This is a genomic window from Acinetobacter sp. CAU_H_56, assembly GCF_058599425.1.
Genome location: NZ_CM178654.1, coordinates 288,210 through 304,849 on the forward strand (window position 1 = coordinate 288,210; position 16,640 = coordinate 304,849).

Here is a 16,640-nt window from a genome sequence, read left to right on the forward strand (position 1 = left end):
AGAATGCGTCACAGCTGCGGTGGTGGTGGAATTGGTAGACACGCTACCTTGAGGTGGTAGTGCTTTCGGGCGTGGGGGTTCAAGTCCCCCCTTCCGCACCAACTTATAATCCAGAACATAAGTTGGTGTATGCAGCTAAAAAAACTTCTGTTGTTGCGGGATGGAGCAGTCTGGTAGCTCGTCGGGCTCATAACCCGAAGGTCGTTGGTTCAAATCCAGCTCCCGCTACCAATCAATCCTTTTTTAAAGACGCAAACTTTTAAAAGGCAGCTTAAATCTGATTTAAGTTGAGAAGAATTATTTGCATGTTGTTGCGGGGTGGAGCAGTCTGGTAGCTCGTCGGGCTCATAACCCGAAGGTCGTTGGTTCAAATCCAGCCCCCGCTACCAATCCTTTAAAGATGCAACTTTAAAGGCAGTTTAATGATAGAATATTAAGCTGAACGTTATTTGTATGCTGATGCGGGATGGAGCAGTCTGGTAGCTCGTCGGGCTCATAACCCGAAGGTCGTTGGTTCAAATCCAGCTCCCGCTACCAATTTTTCAGTAACAGATAACAAATATGCAGAATGATGTGGTTGTGATTGAAAAGTTCGCATCTTTTGTATATAATTTTTGCACGTTGATGCGGGATGGAGCAGTCTGGTAGCTCGTCGGGCTCATAACCCGAAGGTCGTTGGTTCAAATCCAGCTCCCGCTACCAAGTTTCTTAAAAGAGGCTCACAACTATGGTGGGCCTTTTTGCACAGTGGGATTTGAAAAAAGTTCAAATTGTGCATTAATTGGGGCGATTTACGCCCTTTTTTATTGGCTATCGTGTAGTGTCGACAATATTTGGTCAAATCTCCATGTTTCACTACTACTATAGTTTGTATTGGTTTGTAGTGGTCAAATAGATCATAAAATCGCACCAGATGACGAGAGTAAATGAAGCTATCAAATAAAACTCAAGCACTTCAGGACTTGATTGCACCAGCAGTTGAAGCCTGTGATGTAAATCTGTGGGGGATTGAATTCCTGCCACAAGGCAAACGTTCATTATTACGGATCTATATCGACAAACCGGTCGATGAAAATGCAGCACCTGTTGTCAATGAAGATGGCGAAGAAGAGCAGGGTCGTGGTATTGGGGTTCAGGACTGTGTGCGTGTCACACAGCAAGTCGGCGCGATCCTGGATGTACATGATCCAATCTCAGGTGAATATTCGCTTGAAGTGTCTTCACCAGGTTGGGATCGTCCATTCTTCCAGCTGGAGCAGATGGCTCATTATATCGGACAAATGGTTGCGCTGCGTTTGATCAGTGCCGTCGATAATCGTCGTAAATTCCAGGCAAAACTGGTTGCAGTCGACCTTGAAAATGAAATGATTCAAGTTGAAGTAGAAAAGCAACAGATTTTGGATATCGACAGTCACAATATCGATAAAGCAAATTTGGTCTATCAAGATTAATTCAATTAATAAGAATCTGAACGAATAGGTGACTTATGGCACGTGAAATTCTTACCGTGGTTGAAACGGTTAGTAACGAAAAAGGTGTAAGTCGTGAAGCAATTTTTGAAGCGCTAGAACAAGCTTTAGTTGCAGCGACTAAGAAGAAATTCTACGAGGGGACTCACTCGGAAGAAGCTCGTCTTCGTGTAGAAATTGACCGTAAAACTGGTGATTACCGTACTTTCCGTCAATGGGAAGTGGTGGCTGATGAAGATCATGAAATGCCTGCTTGTCAGGATGCGATCTCTGATGTTGATCCGGCACAATGGTCAATTGGCGATATCCGTGAACTGGAAGTAGAATCAATCGATTTCGGTCGTATTGCTGCTCAGATCGCGAAACAGGTGATTGTACAGAAGATCCGTGAAGCAGAACGTGCACTGGTTGCCGATGCGTATGAATCTAAAGTCGGTGAGCTAATCTACGGTGAAGTGAAAAAACAAACCAAAGATGGTTTTATCATTGACTTGGGTGACAACGCAGAAGCGTATCTGGCTCGTGAAGAGATGATTCCGAAGGAAATCCTTCGTCCGAAACAACGCGTGAATGCGATTCTATATAGCGTTAACCGTGAAGGCCGTGGTGCACAATTATTGTTGTCACGTGCTAAACCGGAAATGCTGATTGCATTGATGAAAAAAGAAATTCCTGAAATTTCTGAAGAAATCATTGAAATTAAGGCCGCAGCTCGTCAACCGGGTGTTCGTGCTAAAATTGCAGTGAAAACCAATGACCACCGTATTGATCCGGTGGGTGCTTGTATTGGTATGCGTGGTACACGTATCCAGGCTGTACAGCAAGAGCTCAATGGCGAGCGTATTGATGTGGTAGTTTGGTCGGATGATCCTGCGCAATATATCGCAAGTGCATTAGAACCAGCAGATGTCTCTAGTATTGTCATCGATGAAGATGCACGTACTGCAGACATCATTTTCGCGACTAGTGATCAGCTGGCTCGTGCAATTGGTTCACAAGGTCAAAACGTTCGTCTGGCATCTGAATTGACTGGCTACAAGCTGGACATGATGCTGGAAGAAGAGTACTACGCACGTCAACAAAGCGAAGCACAAAAATACCTAGACATGTTTGTTACACGTCTGGATATTGCTGAAGATTTGGCGATGGCGTTGGTAGAAATGGGCTTCACCTCGCTTGAAGAAATTGCTTACGTACCGCCAGAAACGTTTGATGAAATCGAACTGGATGCGGAACTGGTTGAACTACTGCAAAGCCGTGCGAAAGAAATTGCACTTGCTGATGCATTACAACAGCAAGAAAACGTACAAGCGCCAAGTGAAGAACTTGTTGCAATGGAAGGCATGACAGCAGAGATCGCGCAAGCTCTCGCAGCTCGTGGTGTGGTAACCGTAGATGACTTAGCTGACCAAGCGACTGATGATATCGAAGATATCGAAGGTCTCGGTGCTGAGAAGGCCGGTCAACTTATTATGAAAGCGCGCGAATCATGGTTTAACTAGGAGGTAGTATATGACGGACAAGTCGATTAAAGAGTTAGCACTCAGCGTGGGTCGCCATGTTGATAAGCTCCTAGAGCAGGTTCGTGAGGCAGGTTTACCACAGCGTAAAGCTGACGATATTATTACCACCGAACAACAAGATCGCTTAATGAATCATGTGAAAAAGACACAAGGTTCGGATGGCCATGCAGGACAAATCACGTTGAAACGTAAAACGACCAGTACTGCTAAAGTGGCAAGTACTTCAGGTAAGGCGAAAACGATTAATGTAGAAGTTCGCAAGAAACATACATTCGTCAAGCCAGACCCGGAACAAATTAAAGCAGAAGCTTTAGCGAAGGCTCAAGCTGAACAGCAAGCGAAAGCAGAAGCTGAACAGAAGTCAGCACCAGCTAAAAAACCTGCTGATGCACCTAAGTCAGGTACAAACAATGCAAGCAAAGCGCTAGAAGCAATGCGTGCAGCTCAGAAACAAGAAACTGAGAAACAGGAAACACCTAAAGCAGCTGTTGTGGTAAAACGCAAATCAACTAATAAACCGATTGTGAAAGCAGCGGTTAAACAAGTTGAAACAGCAGAACAGAAAAAAGCGCGTGAAGCTCAAGCCGCTCAATTAAAAGCAGCTGAAGAAGCAGCACGTCGTAAGGCAGCTGAAGAAGCACAGCAACGTACCCTTGAGCAAATGCGCAAGATGGCGTCGAAGTATTCTTCTGAAGATACCACTGCAACCATTCGTGTGATTGATGATTCTCCACTTGCTGCTGGTCTGGTTGGCCAAGCATATGAAGACTCATTTGCGAAAGAAGACCGCGAAATCAAACGTGGTACTAACACTTCAAATACACGTTCACCGAAAAAAGGTGGTCGTCGTGGTGAAGAGCAGTCTTTCCGTGATAACTCACACAAACGTGGTTTGAAATCTAGCCAAGCGAATAAGCATGGTTTTGAAAAACCAGTGAAAAAACAGGTTTATGACGTTGAAATCGGTGAAACGATTGTCGTTGCTGACCTGGCTGCGAAAATGGCAGTTAAGGTTCGTGAAGTGATCAAGTCACTGATGAAAATGGGTGAACTGGTTACTCAAAACCAGGCGATCGATCAGGAAATCGCGGCTCTTGTGGTTGAAGAAATGGGCCATAACCCGGTACTGGTTTCTGAAACTGCAGTCGAAGATAACCTGCTTGAACAGGCTGAAGAAGCACGTGGTGCGCAAACTACTCGTGCGCCAGTTGTTACGATCATGGGTCACGTTGACCATGGTAAAACATCGCTTCTAGACCGTATCCGTCGTGCCAAAGTGGCGCAAGGCGAAGCAGGTGGTATTACCCAGCATATCGGTGCTTACCATGTAACGACTGATAAAGGTATTATCACATTCCTTGATACTCCGGGACACGCAGCGTTTACTGCAATGCGTTCACGTGGTGCCAAAGCGACTGATATCGTAGTCTTGGTTGTTGCAGCAGATGATGGCGTGATGCCACAAACTGCCGAAGCCATCGATCACGCACGTGCAGCGGGTACGCCAATCATTGTTGCAATCAACAAGATGGATAAAGACTCTGCTGATCCAGATCGCGTATTGAATGAATTGACCACCAAAGAAATCGTACCTGAAGAATGGGGCGGTGACGTTCCTGTAGCGAAAGTATCTGCACATACTGGTGCGGGTATTGACGAACTTCTTGACCTGATTTTAATTCAGTCTGAATTGCTTGAATTGAAAGCGTCTGAAGAAGGTGCAGCACAAGGTGTTGTGATTGAAGCGCGTGTTGATAAAGGCCGCGGTGCAGTAACTTCTATTCTTGTACAGAACGGTACGTTGAAAGTGGGTGACCTGGTACTTGCTGGCTCATCTTATGGCCGCGTTCGTGCCATGACCGATGAAAACGGTAAGCGTATCAAGTCTGCAGGTCCTTCGATTCCAGTTGAAATTCTGGGTCTTCCAGAAGCACCGATGGCAGGTGACGAAGTTCTGGTTGTGAATGACGAGAAGAAAGCACGTGAAGTTGCCGATGCGCGTATGGATCGTGAACGTCAAAAACGTCTTGAACGTCAATCTGCAATGCGTCTTGAAAACATCATGGCGTCTATGGGCAAAAAAGATGTGCCAATCGTCAATGTGGTATTAAAAACTGATGTACGCGGTACATTGGAAGCTCTGCATGTTGCATTGGCTGAGCTTTCAACGGATGAAGTAAAAGTACGTATCATCGGTTCGGGTGTGGGTGCAATTACTGAATCTGACGTCACACTGGCTGAATCTTCAGAAGCAGTTCTTCTTGGCTTTAACGTACGTGCTGACAATACTGCACGTCAAAAAGCAGATGCAGACAGTATCGACATTCGTTACTACTCAGTGATCTATCAATTGATTGATGACGTGAAAGCAGCGATGAGCGGTAAACTTGCTCCTGAACACCGTGAAACGATCTTGGGTGTTGCTCAAGTACGTGAAGTGTTCCACTCAAGCAAATTCGGTGCTGCAGCAGGCTGTATGGTACTTGAAGGCGTATTACACCGTAATAAACCGATTCGCGTATTACGTGATGACGTGGTGATCTTCCAGGGCGAGCTAGAATCTCTTCGTCGCTACAAAGAAGTGGTGGAAGAAGTTCGTGCCGGTATGGAATGTGGTCTTGCGGTGAAAGGCTATAAAGACATCAAACCTCTCGATAAGATCGAAGTGTATGATGTGCAATTGATTAAACGGAGTCTTTAATGGCGGGTAGTCAACGTCTGAAGCGTATGGCGGATACGGTACAACGTGAGTTGTCTGAACTGATCCGTCAAGAGCTGAAAGATCCACGTCTGGGTGGTCTGGTGACCATCTCAGCCGTGAAGGTGAGCCCAGACTTAGGATATGCAGAAGTTTATGTCACAGTAATGGGTCGTGAACTTGGTGATGAGCAAAGTGAAGCGGCAAATAAAGAAACACTCGATGTCCTGAATAAGGCATCTGGGTTCCTGCGCCATGAACTGAGCCGTCGGATCAAGACACGTATTACACCTCGTCTACGTTTCCATTACGACAAAACCAATGCATATGGTAACTATATGTTTGGTCTGATTGCTGAAGCAGTGAAGGATTTACCTCCTGCTGACGACAAGAAAGATGAAGAATAAGCTTTTATAAAGCGCAATAAAAAAGCCACCTTAGGGTGGCTTTTTTATTGCTGAACTTTTAAGTAGAACTGGCTAACTATTACTTTGAATCTTGATCATTCATTTTCTTTTCATAAAATGCACGACGGCGGGTTTTCTGCCAAGGTAATGGACGTTCCAGCGTTTCTGGCACTTCACCACTCATTGAGCGCAAACGTAAATGCAAGGCCGCTTGCGCCATCAGGTTGGCAGATACCGGTGCAGTAATAAAGGCAAATAGGGTAATTAGTACTTCAGCAAAACCTAAACGACCATAGATAGCCGAAAAAATAATAGAAGCGATCAGAAAGCTTCCTAGACCTAAGGTACTGGATTTGGTCGGTGCATGCAAACGCATAAACAGGTCGGGTAGACGTATCATCCCAATGCCGCCCACCAGCATAAAGAAAGCGCCAATCAATAAAAAAATCGAAACTAGTATTTCTAAAATTAAAGGCATTTAAAAACTCCTAGTCGATGACATGGCCAGTAGTGAAATAGCGGGCAAGGGCAGCGGTAGAGACAAAACCTAGCATAGCCACCAGTAGGGCACCTTCAAACATAAAGGTACTGCTCCAGTAGATTCCCAGAATCACCACCAGACAGGTTGCATTCAAAAACAGGGTATCTAATGCTAGGAGACGGTCAACAATTGAAGGGCCCATGACCAGCCGGATCAGACACAGCAACATGGAGATCGTGACAGCACCCAGACAAATCAGCAATGCATATGGCAGAATGGTCATGCTTCAGCTCCTGATTGTGCGCTAAAAATTTTAATCAATGGTTGTTCATAACGCTGTTTGATGGTTTCGATTTCGGCCTCTTCATCATCCGTGCTTAAGGCATGCACCAGAATATCGCCACGGTCCTGATCAATCCCCGCAGAAACTGTACCTGGTGTGGTGGTAATGATCATCGCCAGCAACGTATTCACTTCTTCATGCTCGGTATCCAGCGGTACCCGGAACCATTTTGGATGTAGGTTTTTGGTCGGTCCCAGTACTAAAATCGCGACTTTAATATTAGCGACAATGATGTCCCAAACGACGACCCAAAATAGACGCATCGCCGGGATCCACCGGATATTCGGCGTGTAATCAATAAAAGGAGCGACCATTCGCGGAATCAAGATCGCCAGGAATATTGCCATGAGCAGTGTGCCGGCTTTCATATTATGGGCCAGCATGACCCAGCTCATCGCCACAATGACCGAAACGAAAGGATGAGGAAACCAGCGTTGAAGTAATGATTCAGCCATTAAAGTCCCTCCGCCGGTTTAAGTTGATTGTCGTCGTATTTGTTCTGTTCAATATACTGCTTATCAATCTGACGTTGTTTAAATTCAGAAATATGATCGCCATTTAAGGTGTTTTCTGAAATGACATAAGGAATCAGATGCGCATTTGGATCAGGTGTTTCACCACCATATTTGGTTTCTGGTAAATAACCTGGATCAAATGGCTGAACACTGATGAACTTACCTTCAGCATCACGTTTTAACAGTGCTGCTTCATAAATCGGATTGGTTTTAATCTGTGCTGCGGTCTGATAATTATATTGATAGATCGGTGCAGCAAAAACCACGTAGGCTGTCAGACTGAGCAATAACAGATAAATAACCCGGTCATTTCGTGCCGGTGCCTTGCTCGGTAAGGCTTCATACTTGCTGAATTCTTCAGAATTTTCATCCTGTTCCGGTCGGCTTGAACGCCAGAACAGAATAAAACCGACCCGGGTAAAAGCCAAAATACTCAGTAAGCTGACCAGTAGAACCGTAAAGATAATCAGCATTTGATGCTCAGACTGTCCTGAAGCTTGCAGGATAAACACTTTACCGAAGAAGCCGCTGAAAGGTGGCAAGCCAGCCATCATCAAGGCAATGATGAAATATACAATGGAAACCAGCTTATTCTGTTTCATCTGTGGGGCAATCTTAAAGTGATCTTTAAACTCGCCACGCTGTGAGGTGATCCAGCCACACAGAATATAAAATGCCGCGCCAATTAGGGTGCTGTGCACCATGTAATACAGTGCACCTGCCCAGGCCTGAGTGCTATTCATCGCAATGGCAATCAAAATAGTCCCAACTGAAGACAGCACCATAAAACCGACAAAACGACGCAGGCGTTCGGTACCAATTGCACCGATTACCCCATAGACCGAAGTAATCAGACCAATCACCAGCAGACAGTTCATCAGAATCTGGTGGCTATATTCATCATCAAATACAGTGCCATTGACCCGGATAATCGCGTAGATCCCGACTTTGGTCATGATGGTAAACAGGGCAGCCACCGGAGTAGTTGCAACAGCATACGTTTTAGGAAGCCACAGGCCTACCGGTAACATGGCTGCCTTGATCCCGAACACCACAAATAGCATCAGTCCGCCTGCAACGGCCAGCTTATGTTCATCGCCTGCCAAAGTTGGCATCAGGCGGGCAACATCAGCCATATTCAGGCTGCCGACACTGCCATAAATCATCCCGAGTCCGATCAGGAACATAGCAGAAGCGAGCAGGTTAATAGCCACATAATGCACACCGAGCTGGAAGCGTGCCTTGCCTTGCCCATGCAAAAGTAGAACATAGGAGGCCATTAACAGGATCTCGAAGAACACGAACAGGTTAAACAAGTCACCGGTCAGGAAGGCACCACTAAGCCCCATTAATAGAAAATGGACCATGGTGTGGAAATAGCGCCCGCGAATATCCCATTCTTTGCTGGCATACCAAACGATTGGCAAAGCGAGTGTATAGGTCAGTACCAGCATCAAGGCAGAGAGTTGGTCCAAGACCAGTACAATACCAAAAGGGGCGGCCCATTCACTTAAAGTGTAGACACTGATCTGCCCTTGGCTGCTATTGATCAGATAGCCAACTGCCATAATCAAACCCAATAGGGTCGAAATATGACTCACGCCACGACGCCACGGCTGACGCCAGTCGGTAATCAGAGAACCGGAACCCGGGTTACCCAACAGTACTAAAATAAAGGCAGTAAAAGCCGGTAAAAGAATACTGAAAATAGGAGTGTGTTGATTCAAGAAGTTGAGAAGATCAGTCATTACGGCTCATCCTCACGTGGGTCATGTTGCGGTATCTCTTCTTTGGAATCAACGTGATCTGTTCCTGATTCATAACGGCTACGTAAGGCCAGCTGTACAATAAAGGCGGTGGTGGCAAAACCGATTACAATGGCGGTCAGCACTAGCGCCTGAGGTAAAGGGTCGGTGACCTGCGTGGCTTCGGTGAGCACTGCAGGCGAATTCATCTGAATACGACCCATGGCAAATAAAAACAGGTTCACTGCATAACCAATCATGGCCAGTCCAAGAACGACCGGAAAGGTACGTGCCCGCAGAATCAGATAGATCCCGGTGGCAGTAAGTAGGCCAATTGCTGAGGCTAATAAAAGTTCTAAACTAATCATTCTATTATCCTCTTGGTACTGGGCCAGTCATGCTTGAGTGACGGGAGTCACCCAGAACGGAAATCATCAGCATGGTCGCCCCGACTACGGTGACATAGACACCGACATCAAATAGCGCGGCAGAAGCCAAATGCATATCGCCAAGTAATGGTGGATGAACATGAATATGGGCACTGGTCAGGAATGGACGTGACCAGAACCAGGCTGCAATACCAGTTAGGCCTGCAATAGTCAGGCCGACGCCAATCCAGATTTCATAGAGACGTCCAGATTTAGCTCCCAGCATTTTCTCTGCATGATCCTGACCAATGGCAACGTATTGAATGATCAAGGCCAATGAGGTAACCAGACCGGCAATAAAACCACCACCCGGAAGATTATGGCCGCGCATAAAGATATACAGGCTCACCACCAGGGCTACCGGTAAAATCCATGATGCAGTAATACGCAGCATCAAAGGGGAGGGGTTAAAACGGTAAGTCAGACCTTGGGTAATGGTAGTGCCATGGGCACGCATGCCATCCATCAGACTCAGTACACCGATTGCTGCAATCCCGAGTACGGTAATCTCGCCGAAGGTATCGAAACCACGGAAATCGACCAGAATTACGTTGACGACGTTTGTACCGCCACCAAGCGGAATCGATTGTTGGATGAAGAACCAGGAAATTGAATTATGGTCACGTGTCATAACCAGCCAGGCAACTGTTGCAATTCCTAGACCCCCGCAGACCGCAATCACTGCATCTCGCCAGCGTCGGGTCGGGCTGGATTCATAAGGCGTGAGTTGTGGCAGTAGAGACAGGCTCATTAGTAGCAGAACCGTCGTTACTACATCGACTGTAATCTGGGTCAAAGCCAGGTCGGGTGCCGAGAAACCAATGAAAACCATGGTGACGACCAGACCGACCGCACCACTGATCAGGATGGCCTTAATCCGTTCATGATGGAACCACAGCATCATCCAGCAAGCTGAGAACAGCAATAACCACAGTACAATGGCAAGCACTGGTGCATGGGTCAGTTCGCGGCTACCGGTGTCGATCCCATTGACGACGAGTGGGTAACCCACCAGACCAATGGTAAACAGTACAATCCACAAAATATAACTTTGCAGTTTGCCATTTTCAGTCGCACGGCGGAAACGTCTTGAATTCAGTAATAGATTTTTCAGAAACAGATCAAATAGTACACGACCTTGCAGTTTGCCCAGTTTTGGATCCAGATCAATTTCCCGGATTGTGCCACCTTTGGCCAGTGCAAAATAGAAAATCGCACCGCCGAATATCGCAATAATACTCATCACCAAAGGCAGATTAATACCGTGCCAAAGGGCGAGGTGAGTACCTTCAAAGGCGAAATTCTGGGTTGATGCTTGTGTGGTGCTATTTACAATCTTTTCAACCAGTAATCCTGGTAACAGGCCGACTGCGATACACAGGAAAGCCAGTAAAATAGCCGGTGCACGCATACCGAATGGCGGTTCATGCGCATCTTTATTTGGGACTTGCTGGCCTAAGGGGCCATCAAAAAATACGCCATGCACCAGACGAATTGAATAGGCGACAGCAAAAATCCCAGCCAGTGTTCCTGCAATGGCGGCACCGACCATCACTGGTCCACTTAAGTTTGCGACCAGTTCGGTAAAGAACATTTCCTTGGACAAGAAACCATTGGTTAATGGAATACCTGCCATGGAGGCGGCGGTGATCATGGTCAGTGTTGCGGTGAAAGGCAGCATTTGCCAAAGACCAGACAATTTTCGCAGATCCCGGGTACCGGATTCATGGTCAATGATCCCGGCAATCATGAACAAGGCAGCTTTAAAGGTTGCATGGTTAATGATATGGAAAATTGCTGCTGCGACGGCGAGTGGTGAGCCAATACCCAGCAGACACATGATCAGGCCTAAATGGCTAATAGTTGAATAGGCCAACAGACCTTTCAGATCTTCTTTAAAGATGGCAAAGAACGCTGCCACACACAGGGTAAATAACCCAATAAAAGTAACAATATTATGGAACAGTGCCGCGCCTGCAAAAATCGGCAATAAACGTGCAACTAAAAACAGGCCTGCTTTAACCATGGTTGCAGAGTGCAGATAGGCAGACACCGGCGTCGGTGCTGCCATGGCATTTGGTAACCAGAAGTGAAACGGGAACTGCGCACTTTTGGTAAAAGCACCGAGTAAAATTAATAATAATGTCGGTACAAATAGGGCATGCGCCTGAATCTGTTCGCCCATCATCAGGATCTGGTCAATCTGATAGGTACCTGTCATCTGTCCGAGCAGAATAAAACCACCCAGCATAGATAAGCCACCCATGCCGGTAATGGTCAGAGCCATGCGTGAGCCGCGTTGAGCCGCTTCATAATTGCTCCAGTAACCGACCAGCAGGAAGGAGGAAATACTGGTGAGTTCCCAGAAAATCAGGAGAATCAGAAGATTATTAGACAAGGAAATGCCGAGCATCGCTGCCATAAACAGCATCAGCAGGAAATAGAGTTTACTCAGGGAGTTTTTAGGGCTGAGATAATAATAGGCATAGATATAAATCAGGGTGCCAATTCCACTAATCAGCAGAGCAAACAGCATGCCCAAAGCATCCAGCCGGAAACTGAAATCGATTCCAAGCTGGGGTAGCCAGGACCAGGTCTGGGTAATTACCGTTCCATTAAATACAGCAGGCGCCTGACTCAACAGTAATAAGAAACTGCTGAGGCTGACGGCAATTGCTCCTAAAGCCGTTACCCCGCGTGAAAATTGCTTCAGCCACGAGACAAGGGTTGTGCCTAATACTAACGGTAACAATATAATAATTGGCAGCACACTCGTATCCATTGTCGTGATATAGGTTAAGGTCAACCTAGGGTGAATCTTTATCTTTCAAGGATTACAGGACCGCAAAGAGCGACCCAAAACTTCTCGATCTTGAAAGCCAGAATGATATTCAAACAGAATAAAACAGTTGTATTGCGCAACTTATAAACGATAGCAAATTCCGATTTTACAACGAAAATTGCAAGTAAAACCGATCATATTACAGGATAACCACAACATCAATGTTTTTATGTAGAACTTGTAGATTATACGTAAGCTTGGTTTTGATATGGGGTGCATGCTTGAACATCTCGTACAAATTTGACCGAAAATAAAGATCAAACTCCCTGCATTTATTGATAAAAATTTATAACTTCTTGATCAGGAATGCAGAAAATCCAAACCTATTCTTGCATCCTGATTTTATTTTTTAAATTGCATTATCGTTTCAGCACTATTTAAGAAGATTGAGGCAAGCTTTGTGAATTATCCTGACTCAACAGTTGTAAAAGTTCTTGCTGCTGTTCTGTGCTTAGCTGCTCCTGAATCAGTTGCAAAACAGATTGAGCCGTCAGGTTGACTGTTTCTGGTTCCTGAAGTGCATCTTCAACTTTTTCTATATCTGAATGATGTTGGCTAATCTCAAGCGGCAACTTCGCATAGAGATGATCATATTGAACCTGCATTGGATTCAGATGGATGGGATGCAGCTGTTTATTTTCCAGTTTTAGACACTGAAAATCCTGAGCCTGTTCCAGCAATTCCGGCCGGTTTCCAGTCACAATAATCTGCAAGTTAGGAAACGCCTGATGCAGACGCGGTAAAATGACGGCAGCCATGTCCTGATCCAGTTGATGATCAATTTCATCAATCATTAAGATGCCAGTACCTTCCTGACAGGGAAATAAGCTGTGCGGATTAAGCAGACAAAGGCGTCGTACGATATCTCCCACCAGTGCAATCCAGTTCCGGATACTGCTCGACAACTGCTGAAAGCTAAAGGTGTGATCCTGATAACGCACCATCAATTGCAGCTTGGGCTGGTAATCGAGATAAATCTGGCTAAGTTCTGGTAGTACAATGGATAGAGCTTCACGCAAGGCAGTTAAGCTCGGTGTATGCATATGCGCTTTGGCTTTTTCAATTTGCTGGGCCAGTTGATCTGCCTGTATATCATCCGATTGCTGTAGTGCCTGATCTAGAATCTGGTCAATGATCTTGGCACTTTGTGCATTTTCAATATCACTAACTTCACGAAACCATTCAAAGAAGCGCGCAAAAGTCGTAAAAGGAATGGCGGTAATTTCATAAGCATGCGCAGTCTGAAAAATGGCCTGATTATTTTTGCTGAGTAAATTGATTTCATTGACGAAGCGTTCAGCTGGATAGTAGGCGACCATAGGCAGACCGAGCAAAGGGTCATGTTGCCTTGCCTTCTGATAAAGATTCACCATGGCATCGAGTTGCTGCGTTTCTGCTTTGGCAAAGCCAATTCCCTGACTATTTAAGGTTTTATATAACTGCCAGGAACAAGATTGGGCAGGGGCCGCTTCTCCCTGTGCTGATTCAGGAAATGATCCCAAATCATCAGGAAAACGCACCAGGATATCAATTTTGGATTGCAGACGATTTTGCAGGATATCCTGATCCAGCATACTTAAACCTGCGGTACGCAAGTCACGAAAACGTGCAGAAAACCAGGTCAAAGCCTGATAACTTAAGCGCAGCAAGGTAGTTTTACCGGAACCCTGATCACCCAAAATTAAAGTCACAGGTGATTTTTGCAGATCAAAATCGAGCTGGATATTAGAAAAGTGCAGAGCATGTTTGAGTTGTATTTTTTCGATGTGCATGGATCACCTGTAGCGTGATTTTTACATCTATGTTTTACCTTAGCCGACGGCTTGGCGCAGTGACTGTGGCATCCTGATTTTCAGTTGTTGAATGAGGTCATAAATGTGATGAATATTTAAGCTTACTTTAGCACGAGTACAGGCCACGTACAGCAGACGTAACTCTTCGTCACTAATTTTATGGTCTTTCTCATTCAGCTTAAACTGGTAATCATCTTCAATGTGTACCCGATCCCATTCCAAACCTTTGGCCTTATGTGCGGTAGAGATGATGTAGTCCGCTTGCCCGATTGGTGTGATTTTGGCAAGGGCAGTTTTCAGGGGATCAGTACCATGTTCATCGACCAGTTTGACTAAAGGCTTGATATCACTGCCTTCATTGGTCTCGCAGTACTCGTGCACATCATGCCAGGAATTAAACCAGGCCAGTTCAGGTACATCAACCACACGTTTGCCCTGTTTCAGCATCGCAGCGGCATCAACAAAACGGTTTAGCTTGACATGATCCGCTTGCAGGCTGACTTTATCACCACGTACTAAACCGGCGAGTAACAGTTCCATAGCACGTGCATTGGTCCGGCATAGAATCGCATCGCGCAATTTGGTATGTGGTTTATTGACCACTTTAGAATTTAAGTGCGGATTACCGAGTAGGGGCACGGTTTCATTCAGTGCTCCCAAAATCGCATTGGCATTCAGCGCAATTTCAGGCCCGAAACGGAAGGAAGTGGTCAGACGAGATTCAGGTAGTGGCAGCTGCTGCATGGCATTCACTGCACCACGCCAGGCATAAATTTGCTGATGTGCATCGCCGACATAGATGACCTGAGTGCTACGCTGTTTCAGCAAAATTCCCAGCATCAGTGGATCAGCATCCTGTGCTTCATCAAACAGCACATAGTCGGCAGGAATATTGGGCTCAGACAATGCCCAAAGTTTCAGGTAAATATCATGCCCAATCCCGGCCTGATGATTGGGATCAATTGACTCTAACCAACGCCGTTCAACTGCTGGATAAAGTTTCTTTTGCAATGCTTCAATATCATCTGGGTGTAGCCAGCTCGGTGCCTGAATATGTCGCGGGGCGGGATATTGCGAACTGGTTGAGCAGAAATAGCCAACTGCATTCGCGACCAGACTGGCCAGACGCGAAGGCATCAGTACATATTTTTCATAACGTCCGCCCATCATCCGGCGCAAGGTCATCGGTTCAAGGCGATATTCTTTGGCAATAAAGCTTGGACTTAAACGCGGTAGGCGTAGTTTATCCGTGACTCCACGTGGAACACTGCGAAAAGCCAGGGAGTGGAAAGTACGGCAGTCGACACCACGATGAAACTTGTTTTGTGCTTCTGAGGCAATGGATTTATTAAACGCCAGATACATGCCGCGCCGTTCCGGCATGGCATCACTGATCATTTGCAGGGTCGTGGTTTTACCTGTGCCCGCATAGGCAATGACTTTAAAAGATTTTCCCAGGCGTGCGTTATCAATAGCAGTTGCCTGCTCATAGGTCGCTTTGGGTTTTTGCAGATCAGACACAGGTAGATTCATTCACGATTTAATGTTGGCGATTGGCTTTTTCAACCAGACCGGATAGACCCTGACGGCGTGCCAGTTCATTCAGGACCAGTTGCGGATCCAGGTCGAAGTAACCGAGCATCACAATGGTATGGAACCATAGATCAGCCACTTCATAGATCAGGTCATTCTTGTTGTCTTCAGAGGCTTCAGTTTTGAAATCTTTAGCCGCGATCACGGTCTCAAAGCTTTCTTCACCGACTTTTTCCAGAATCTTGTTGAGGCCTTTATGGTACAGCTTGGCCACATAAGAAGATTCCGGATCAGCTTTCTTACGCTCTGCCATCATCTCGCCCAAGTATGACAATACTTCAACCTGTTCAGACTGAGCGGTTGAGGCATTCATGGCAAGGGTATGTGGATTTGTTGATTTTTCACCGTAAATCGCAGCAGGATCTTTGATTTGTGCATCCACAATTTCCCAGCCATTTGGTGTCAGTTTACGGTAGAAACATGATTCACGACCAGTATGGCAGGCAATACCACCATGCTGTTCAATCTGTAAAATAATCACGTCCGCATCACAGTCCAGACGGATTTCATGCACAGTCTGGAAATGACCAGATTCTTCGCCCTTATGCCATAACTTGTTGCGCGAACGGGAGAAATATACCGCCTGATTTTTTTCAGCAGTTAAAGTCAGCGCTTCGCGGTTCATCCAGGCGACCATCAATACACGACCAGTTTGATGGTGCTGGGCAATGGCAGGGATCAGACCTTGTTCGTTAAATTTTACTTCATCGAGCCATTGCACGTTGTTCATAAGGGTTTCCATTAATTGAATCAGATATAAAAAGATGGATAGGAAATATCCGTCCATAGTGTACGTGATCTCG

General features: G+C 45.9%; 13 protein-coding genes and 5 tRNA genes. 9 read left to right on the forward strand and 9 right to left on the reverse strand.

What is annotated here, in order from left to right; genetic code table 11:
• The first annotated feature begins 16 nt into the window (after nt 1-16).
• From AC4MCC_RS01360 to AC4MCC_RS01400, 9 genes are all read left to right on the forward strand, one after another.
• Nucleotides 17-101 (forward strand) — tRNA-Leu (locus AC4MCC_RS01360).
• 53 nt (nt 102-154) lie between these two features.
• Nucleotides 155-231: transfer RNA gene (locus AC4MCC_RS01365), tRNA-Met, on the forward strand.
• 81 nt (nt 232-312) lie between these two features.
• Nucleotides 313-389, forward strand: a tRNA-Met gene (locus AC4MCC_RS01370).
• Nucleotides 390-460: 71 nt separating this feature from the next.
• A tRNA-Met gene (locus AC4MCC_RS01375) sits at nt 461-537 on the forward strand.
• A gap of 88 nt (nt 538-625) precedes the next feature.
• A tRNA-Met gene (locus tag AC4MCC_RS01380) sits at nt 626-702 on the forward strand.
• 224 nt (nt 703-926) lie between these two features.
• Nucleotides 927-1,451, forward strand: coding sequence for a ribosome maturation factor RimP (gene rimP, locus AC4MCC_RS01385; RefSeq protein WP_180016611.1), 525 nt, complete (start codon nt 927-929; stop codon nt 1,449-1,451).
• Nucleotides 1,452-1,486: 35 nt separating this feature from the next.
• Nucleotides 1,487-2,971, forward strand: a complete 1,485-nt coding sequence (gene nusA, locus AC4MCC_RS01390) for a transcription termination factor NusA (RefSeq protein ID WP_004787201.1) — start codon at nt 1,487-1,489, stop codon at nt 2,969-2,971.
• A 10-nt stretch (nt 2,972-2,981) separates the two neighbouring features.
• Nucleotides 2,982-5,693, forward strand: coding sequence for a translation initiation factor IF-2 (gene infB / locus AC4MCC_RS01395; RefSeq protein WP_180011351.1), 2,712 nt, complete (start codon nt 2,982-2,984; stop codon nt 5,691-5,693).
• Nucleotides 5,693-6,097 (forward strand): ribosome-binding factor A, encoded by a 405-nt coding sequence (locus AC4MCC_RS01400; protein ID WP_179992191.1) that lies wholly within the window; start codon nt 5,693-5,695, stop codon nt 6,095-6,097. The genes infB and AC4MCC_RS01400 overlap by 1 nt, the downstream gene beginning before the upstream one ends.
• 79 nt (nt 6,098-6,176) lie before the next feature.
• On the opposite strand, the gene AC4MCC_RS01405 is transcribed toward AC4MCC_RS01400, so the two are convergent.
• The 9 genes from AC4MCC_RS01405 to hisIE all read right to left on the reverse strand — a co-directional run bounded on the left by AC4MCC_RS01405 (nt 6,177) and on the right by hisIE (nt 16,567).
• The gene (locus tag AC4MCC_RS01405) at nt 6,177-6,575 is read right to left on the reverse strand and encodes a Na+/H+ antiporter subunit G (protein ID WP_005233541.1); all 399 of its coding nucleotides are present in this window, start codon (nt 6,573-6,575) and stop codon (nt 6,177-6,179) included.
• Between the two features lie 10 nt (nt 6,576-6,585).
• The gene (locus tag AC4MCC_RS01410) at nt 6,586-6,861 is read right to left on the reverse strand and encodes a monovalent cation/H+ antiporter subunit F (protein ID WP_004787192.1); all 276 of its coding nucleotides are present in this window, start codon (nt 6,859-6,861) and stop codon (nt 6,586-6,588) included.
• Entirely contained in the window at nt 6,858-7,376 is a 519-nt protein-coding gene (locus AC4MCC_RS01415) for a Na+/H+ antiporter subunit E (RefSeq protein ID WP_491885586.1), read from the reverse strand. Before AC4MCC_RS01415 ends, AC4MCC_RS01410 begins: the two co-directional genes overlap by 4 nt.
• Nucleotides 7,376-9,184 carry a monovalent cation/H+ antiporter subunit D gene (locus AC4MCC_RS01420; RefSeq protein WP_491885587.1) on the reverse strand — a complete coding sequence of 603 codons (1,809 nt, stop codon included), beginning with the start codon at nt 9,182-9,184 and terminating at the stop codon, nt 7,376-7,378. Before AC4MCC_RS01420 ends, AC4MCC_RS01415 begins: the two co-directional genes overlap by 1 nt.
• The gene (locus AC4MCC_RS01425) at nt 9,184-9,549 is read right to left on the reverse strand and encodes a Na+/H+ antiporter subunit C (protein ID WP_004787185.1); all 366 of its coding nucleotides are present in this window, start codon (nt 9,547-9,549) and stop codon (nt 9,184-9,186) included. The genes AC4MCC_RS01420 and AC4MCC_RS01425 overlap by 1 nt, the downstream gene beginning before the upstream one ends.
• Nucleotides 9,550-9,553: 4 nt before the next feature.
• Nucleotides 9,554-12,391 carry a monovalent cation/H+ antiporter subunit A gene (locus AC4MCC_RS01430; protein ID WP_491876453.1) on the reverse strand — a complete coding sequence of 946 codons (2,838 nt, stop codon included), beginning with the start codon at nt 12,389-12,391 and terminating at the stop codon, nt 9,554-9,556.
• A gap of 437 nt (nt 12,392-12,828) precedes the next feature.
• A complete protein-coding gene (locus AC4MCC_RS01435) occupies nt 12,829-14,223 on the reverse strand; it encodes an AAA family ATPase (protein ID WP_491876454.1) in 1,395 nt (464 codons plus the stop codon).
• Between the two features lie 39 nt (nt 14,224-14,262).
• Nucleotides 14,263-15,765 carry an AAA family ATPase gene (locus AC4MCC_RS01440; RefSeq protein ID WP_034590271.1) on the reverse strand — a complete coding sequence of 501 codons (1,503 nt, stop codon included), beginning with the start codon at nt 15,763-15,765 and terminating at the stop codon, nt 14,263-14,265.
• Between the two features lie 19 nt (nt 15,766-15,784).
• Entirely contained in the window at nt 15,785-16,567 is a 783-nt protein-coding gene (gene hisIE, locus AC4MCC_RS01445) for a bifunctional phosphoribosyl-AMP cyclohydrolase/phosphoribosyl-ATP diphosphatase HisIE (RefSeq protein ID WP_180013393.1), read from the reverse strand.
• Nucleotides 16,568-16,640 lie beyond the last annotated feature (73 nt).

Bases quoted from the DNA above. Each gene is read 5' to 3' on its own strand.
- AC4MCC_RS01430 (WP_491876453.1), bottom strand. From the start codon at position 12,391: ATGGATACGAGTGTGCTGCCAATTATTATATTGTTACCGTTAGTATTA.
- AC4MCC_RS01405 (WP_005233541.1), bottom strand. From the start codon at position 6,575: ATGCCTTTAATTTTAGAAATACTAGTTTCGATTTTTTTATTGATTGGC.
- AC4MCC_RS01400 (WP_179992191.1), top strand. From the start codon at position 5,693: ATGGCGGGTAGTCAACGTCTGAAGCGTATGGCGGATACGGTACAACGT.
- AC4MCC_RS01420 (WP_491885587.1), bottom strand. From the start codon at position 9,184: ATGACTGATCTTCTCAACTTCTTGAATCAACACACTCCTATTTTCAGT.
- AC4MCC_RS01410 (WP_004787192.1), bottom strand. From the start codon at position 6,861: ATGACCATTCTGCCATATGCATTGCTGATTTGTCTGGGTGCTGTCACG.
- rimP (WP_180016611.1), top strand. From the start codon at position 927: ATGAAGCTATCAAATAAAACTCAAGCACTTCAGGACTTGATTGCACCA.
- AC4MCC_RS01425 (WP_004787185.1), bottom strand. From the start codon at position 9,549: ATGATTAGTTTAGAACTTTTATTAGCCTCAGCAATTGGCCTACTTACT.
- nusA (WP_004787201.1), top strand. From the start codon at position 1,487: ATGGCACGTGAAATTCTTACCGTGGTTGAAACGGTTAGTAACGAAAAA.
- AC4MCC_RS01435 (WP_491876454.1), bottom strand. From the start codon at position 14,223: ATGCACATCGAAAAAATACAACTCAAACATGCTCTGCACTTTTCTAAT.
- AC4MCC_RS01415 (WP_491885586.1), bottom strand. From the start codon at position 7,376: ATGGCTGAATCATTACTTCAACGCTGGTTTCCTCATCCTTTCGTTTCG.
- infB (WP_180011351.1), top strand. From the start codon at position 2,982: ATGACGGACAAGTCGATTAAAGAGTTAGCACTCAGCGTGGGTCGCCAT.
- hisIE (WP_180013393.1), bottom strand. From the start codon at position 16,567: ATGAACAACGTGCAATGGCTCGATGAAGTAAAATTTAACGAACAAGGT.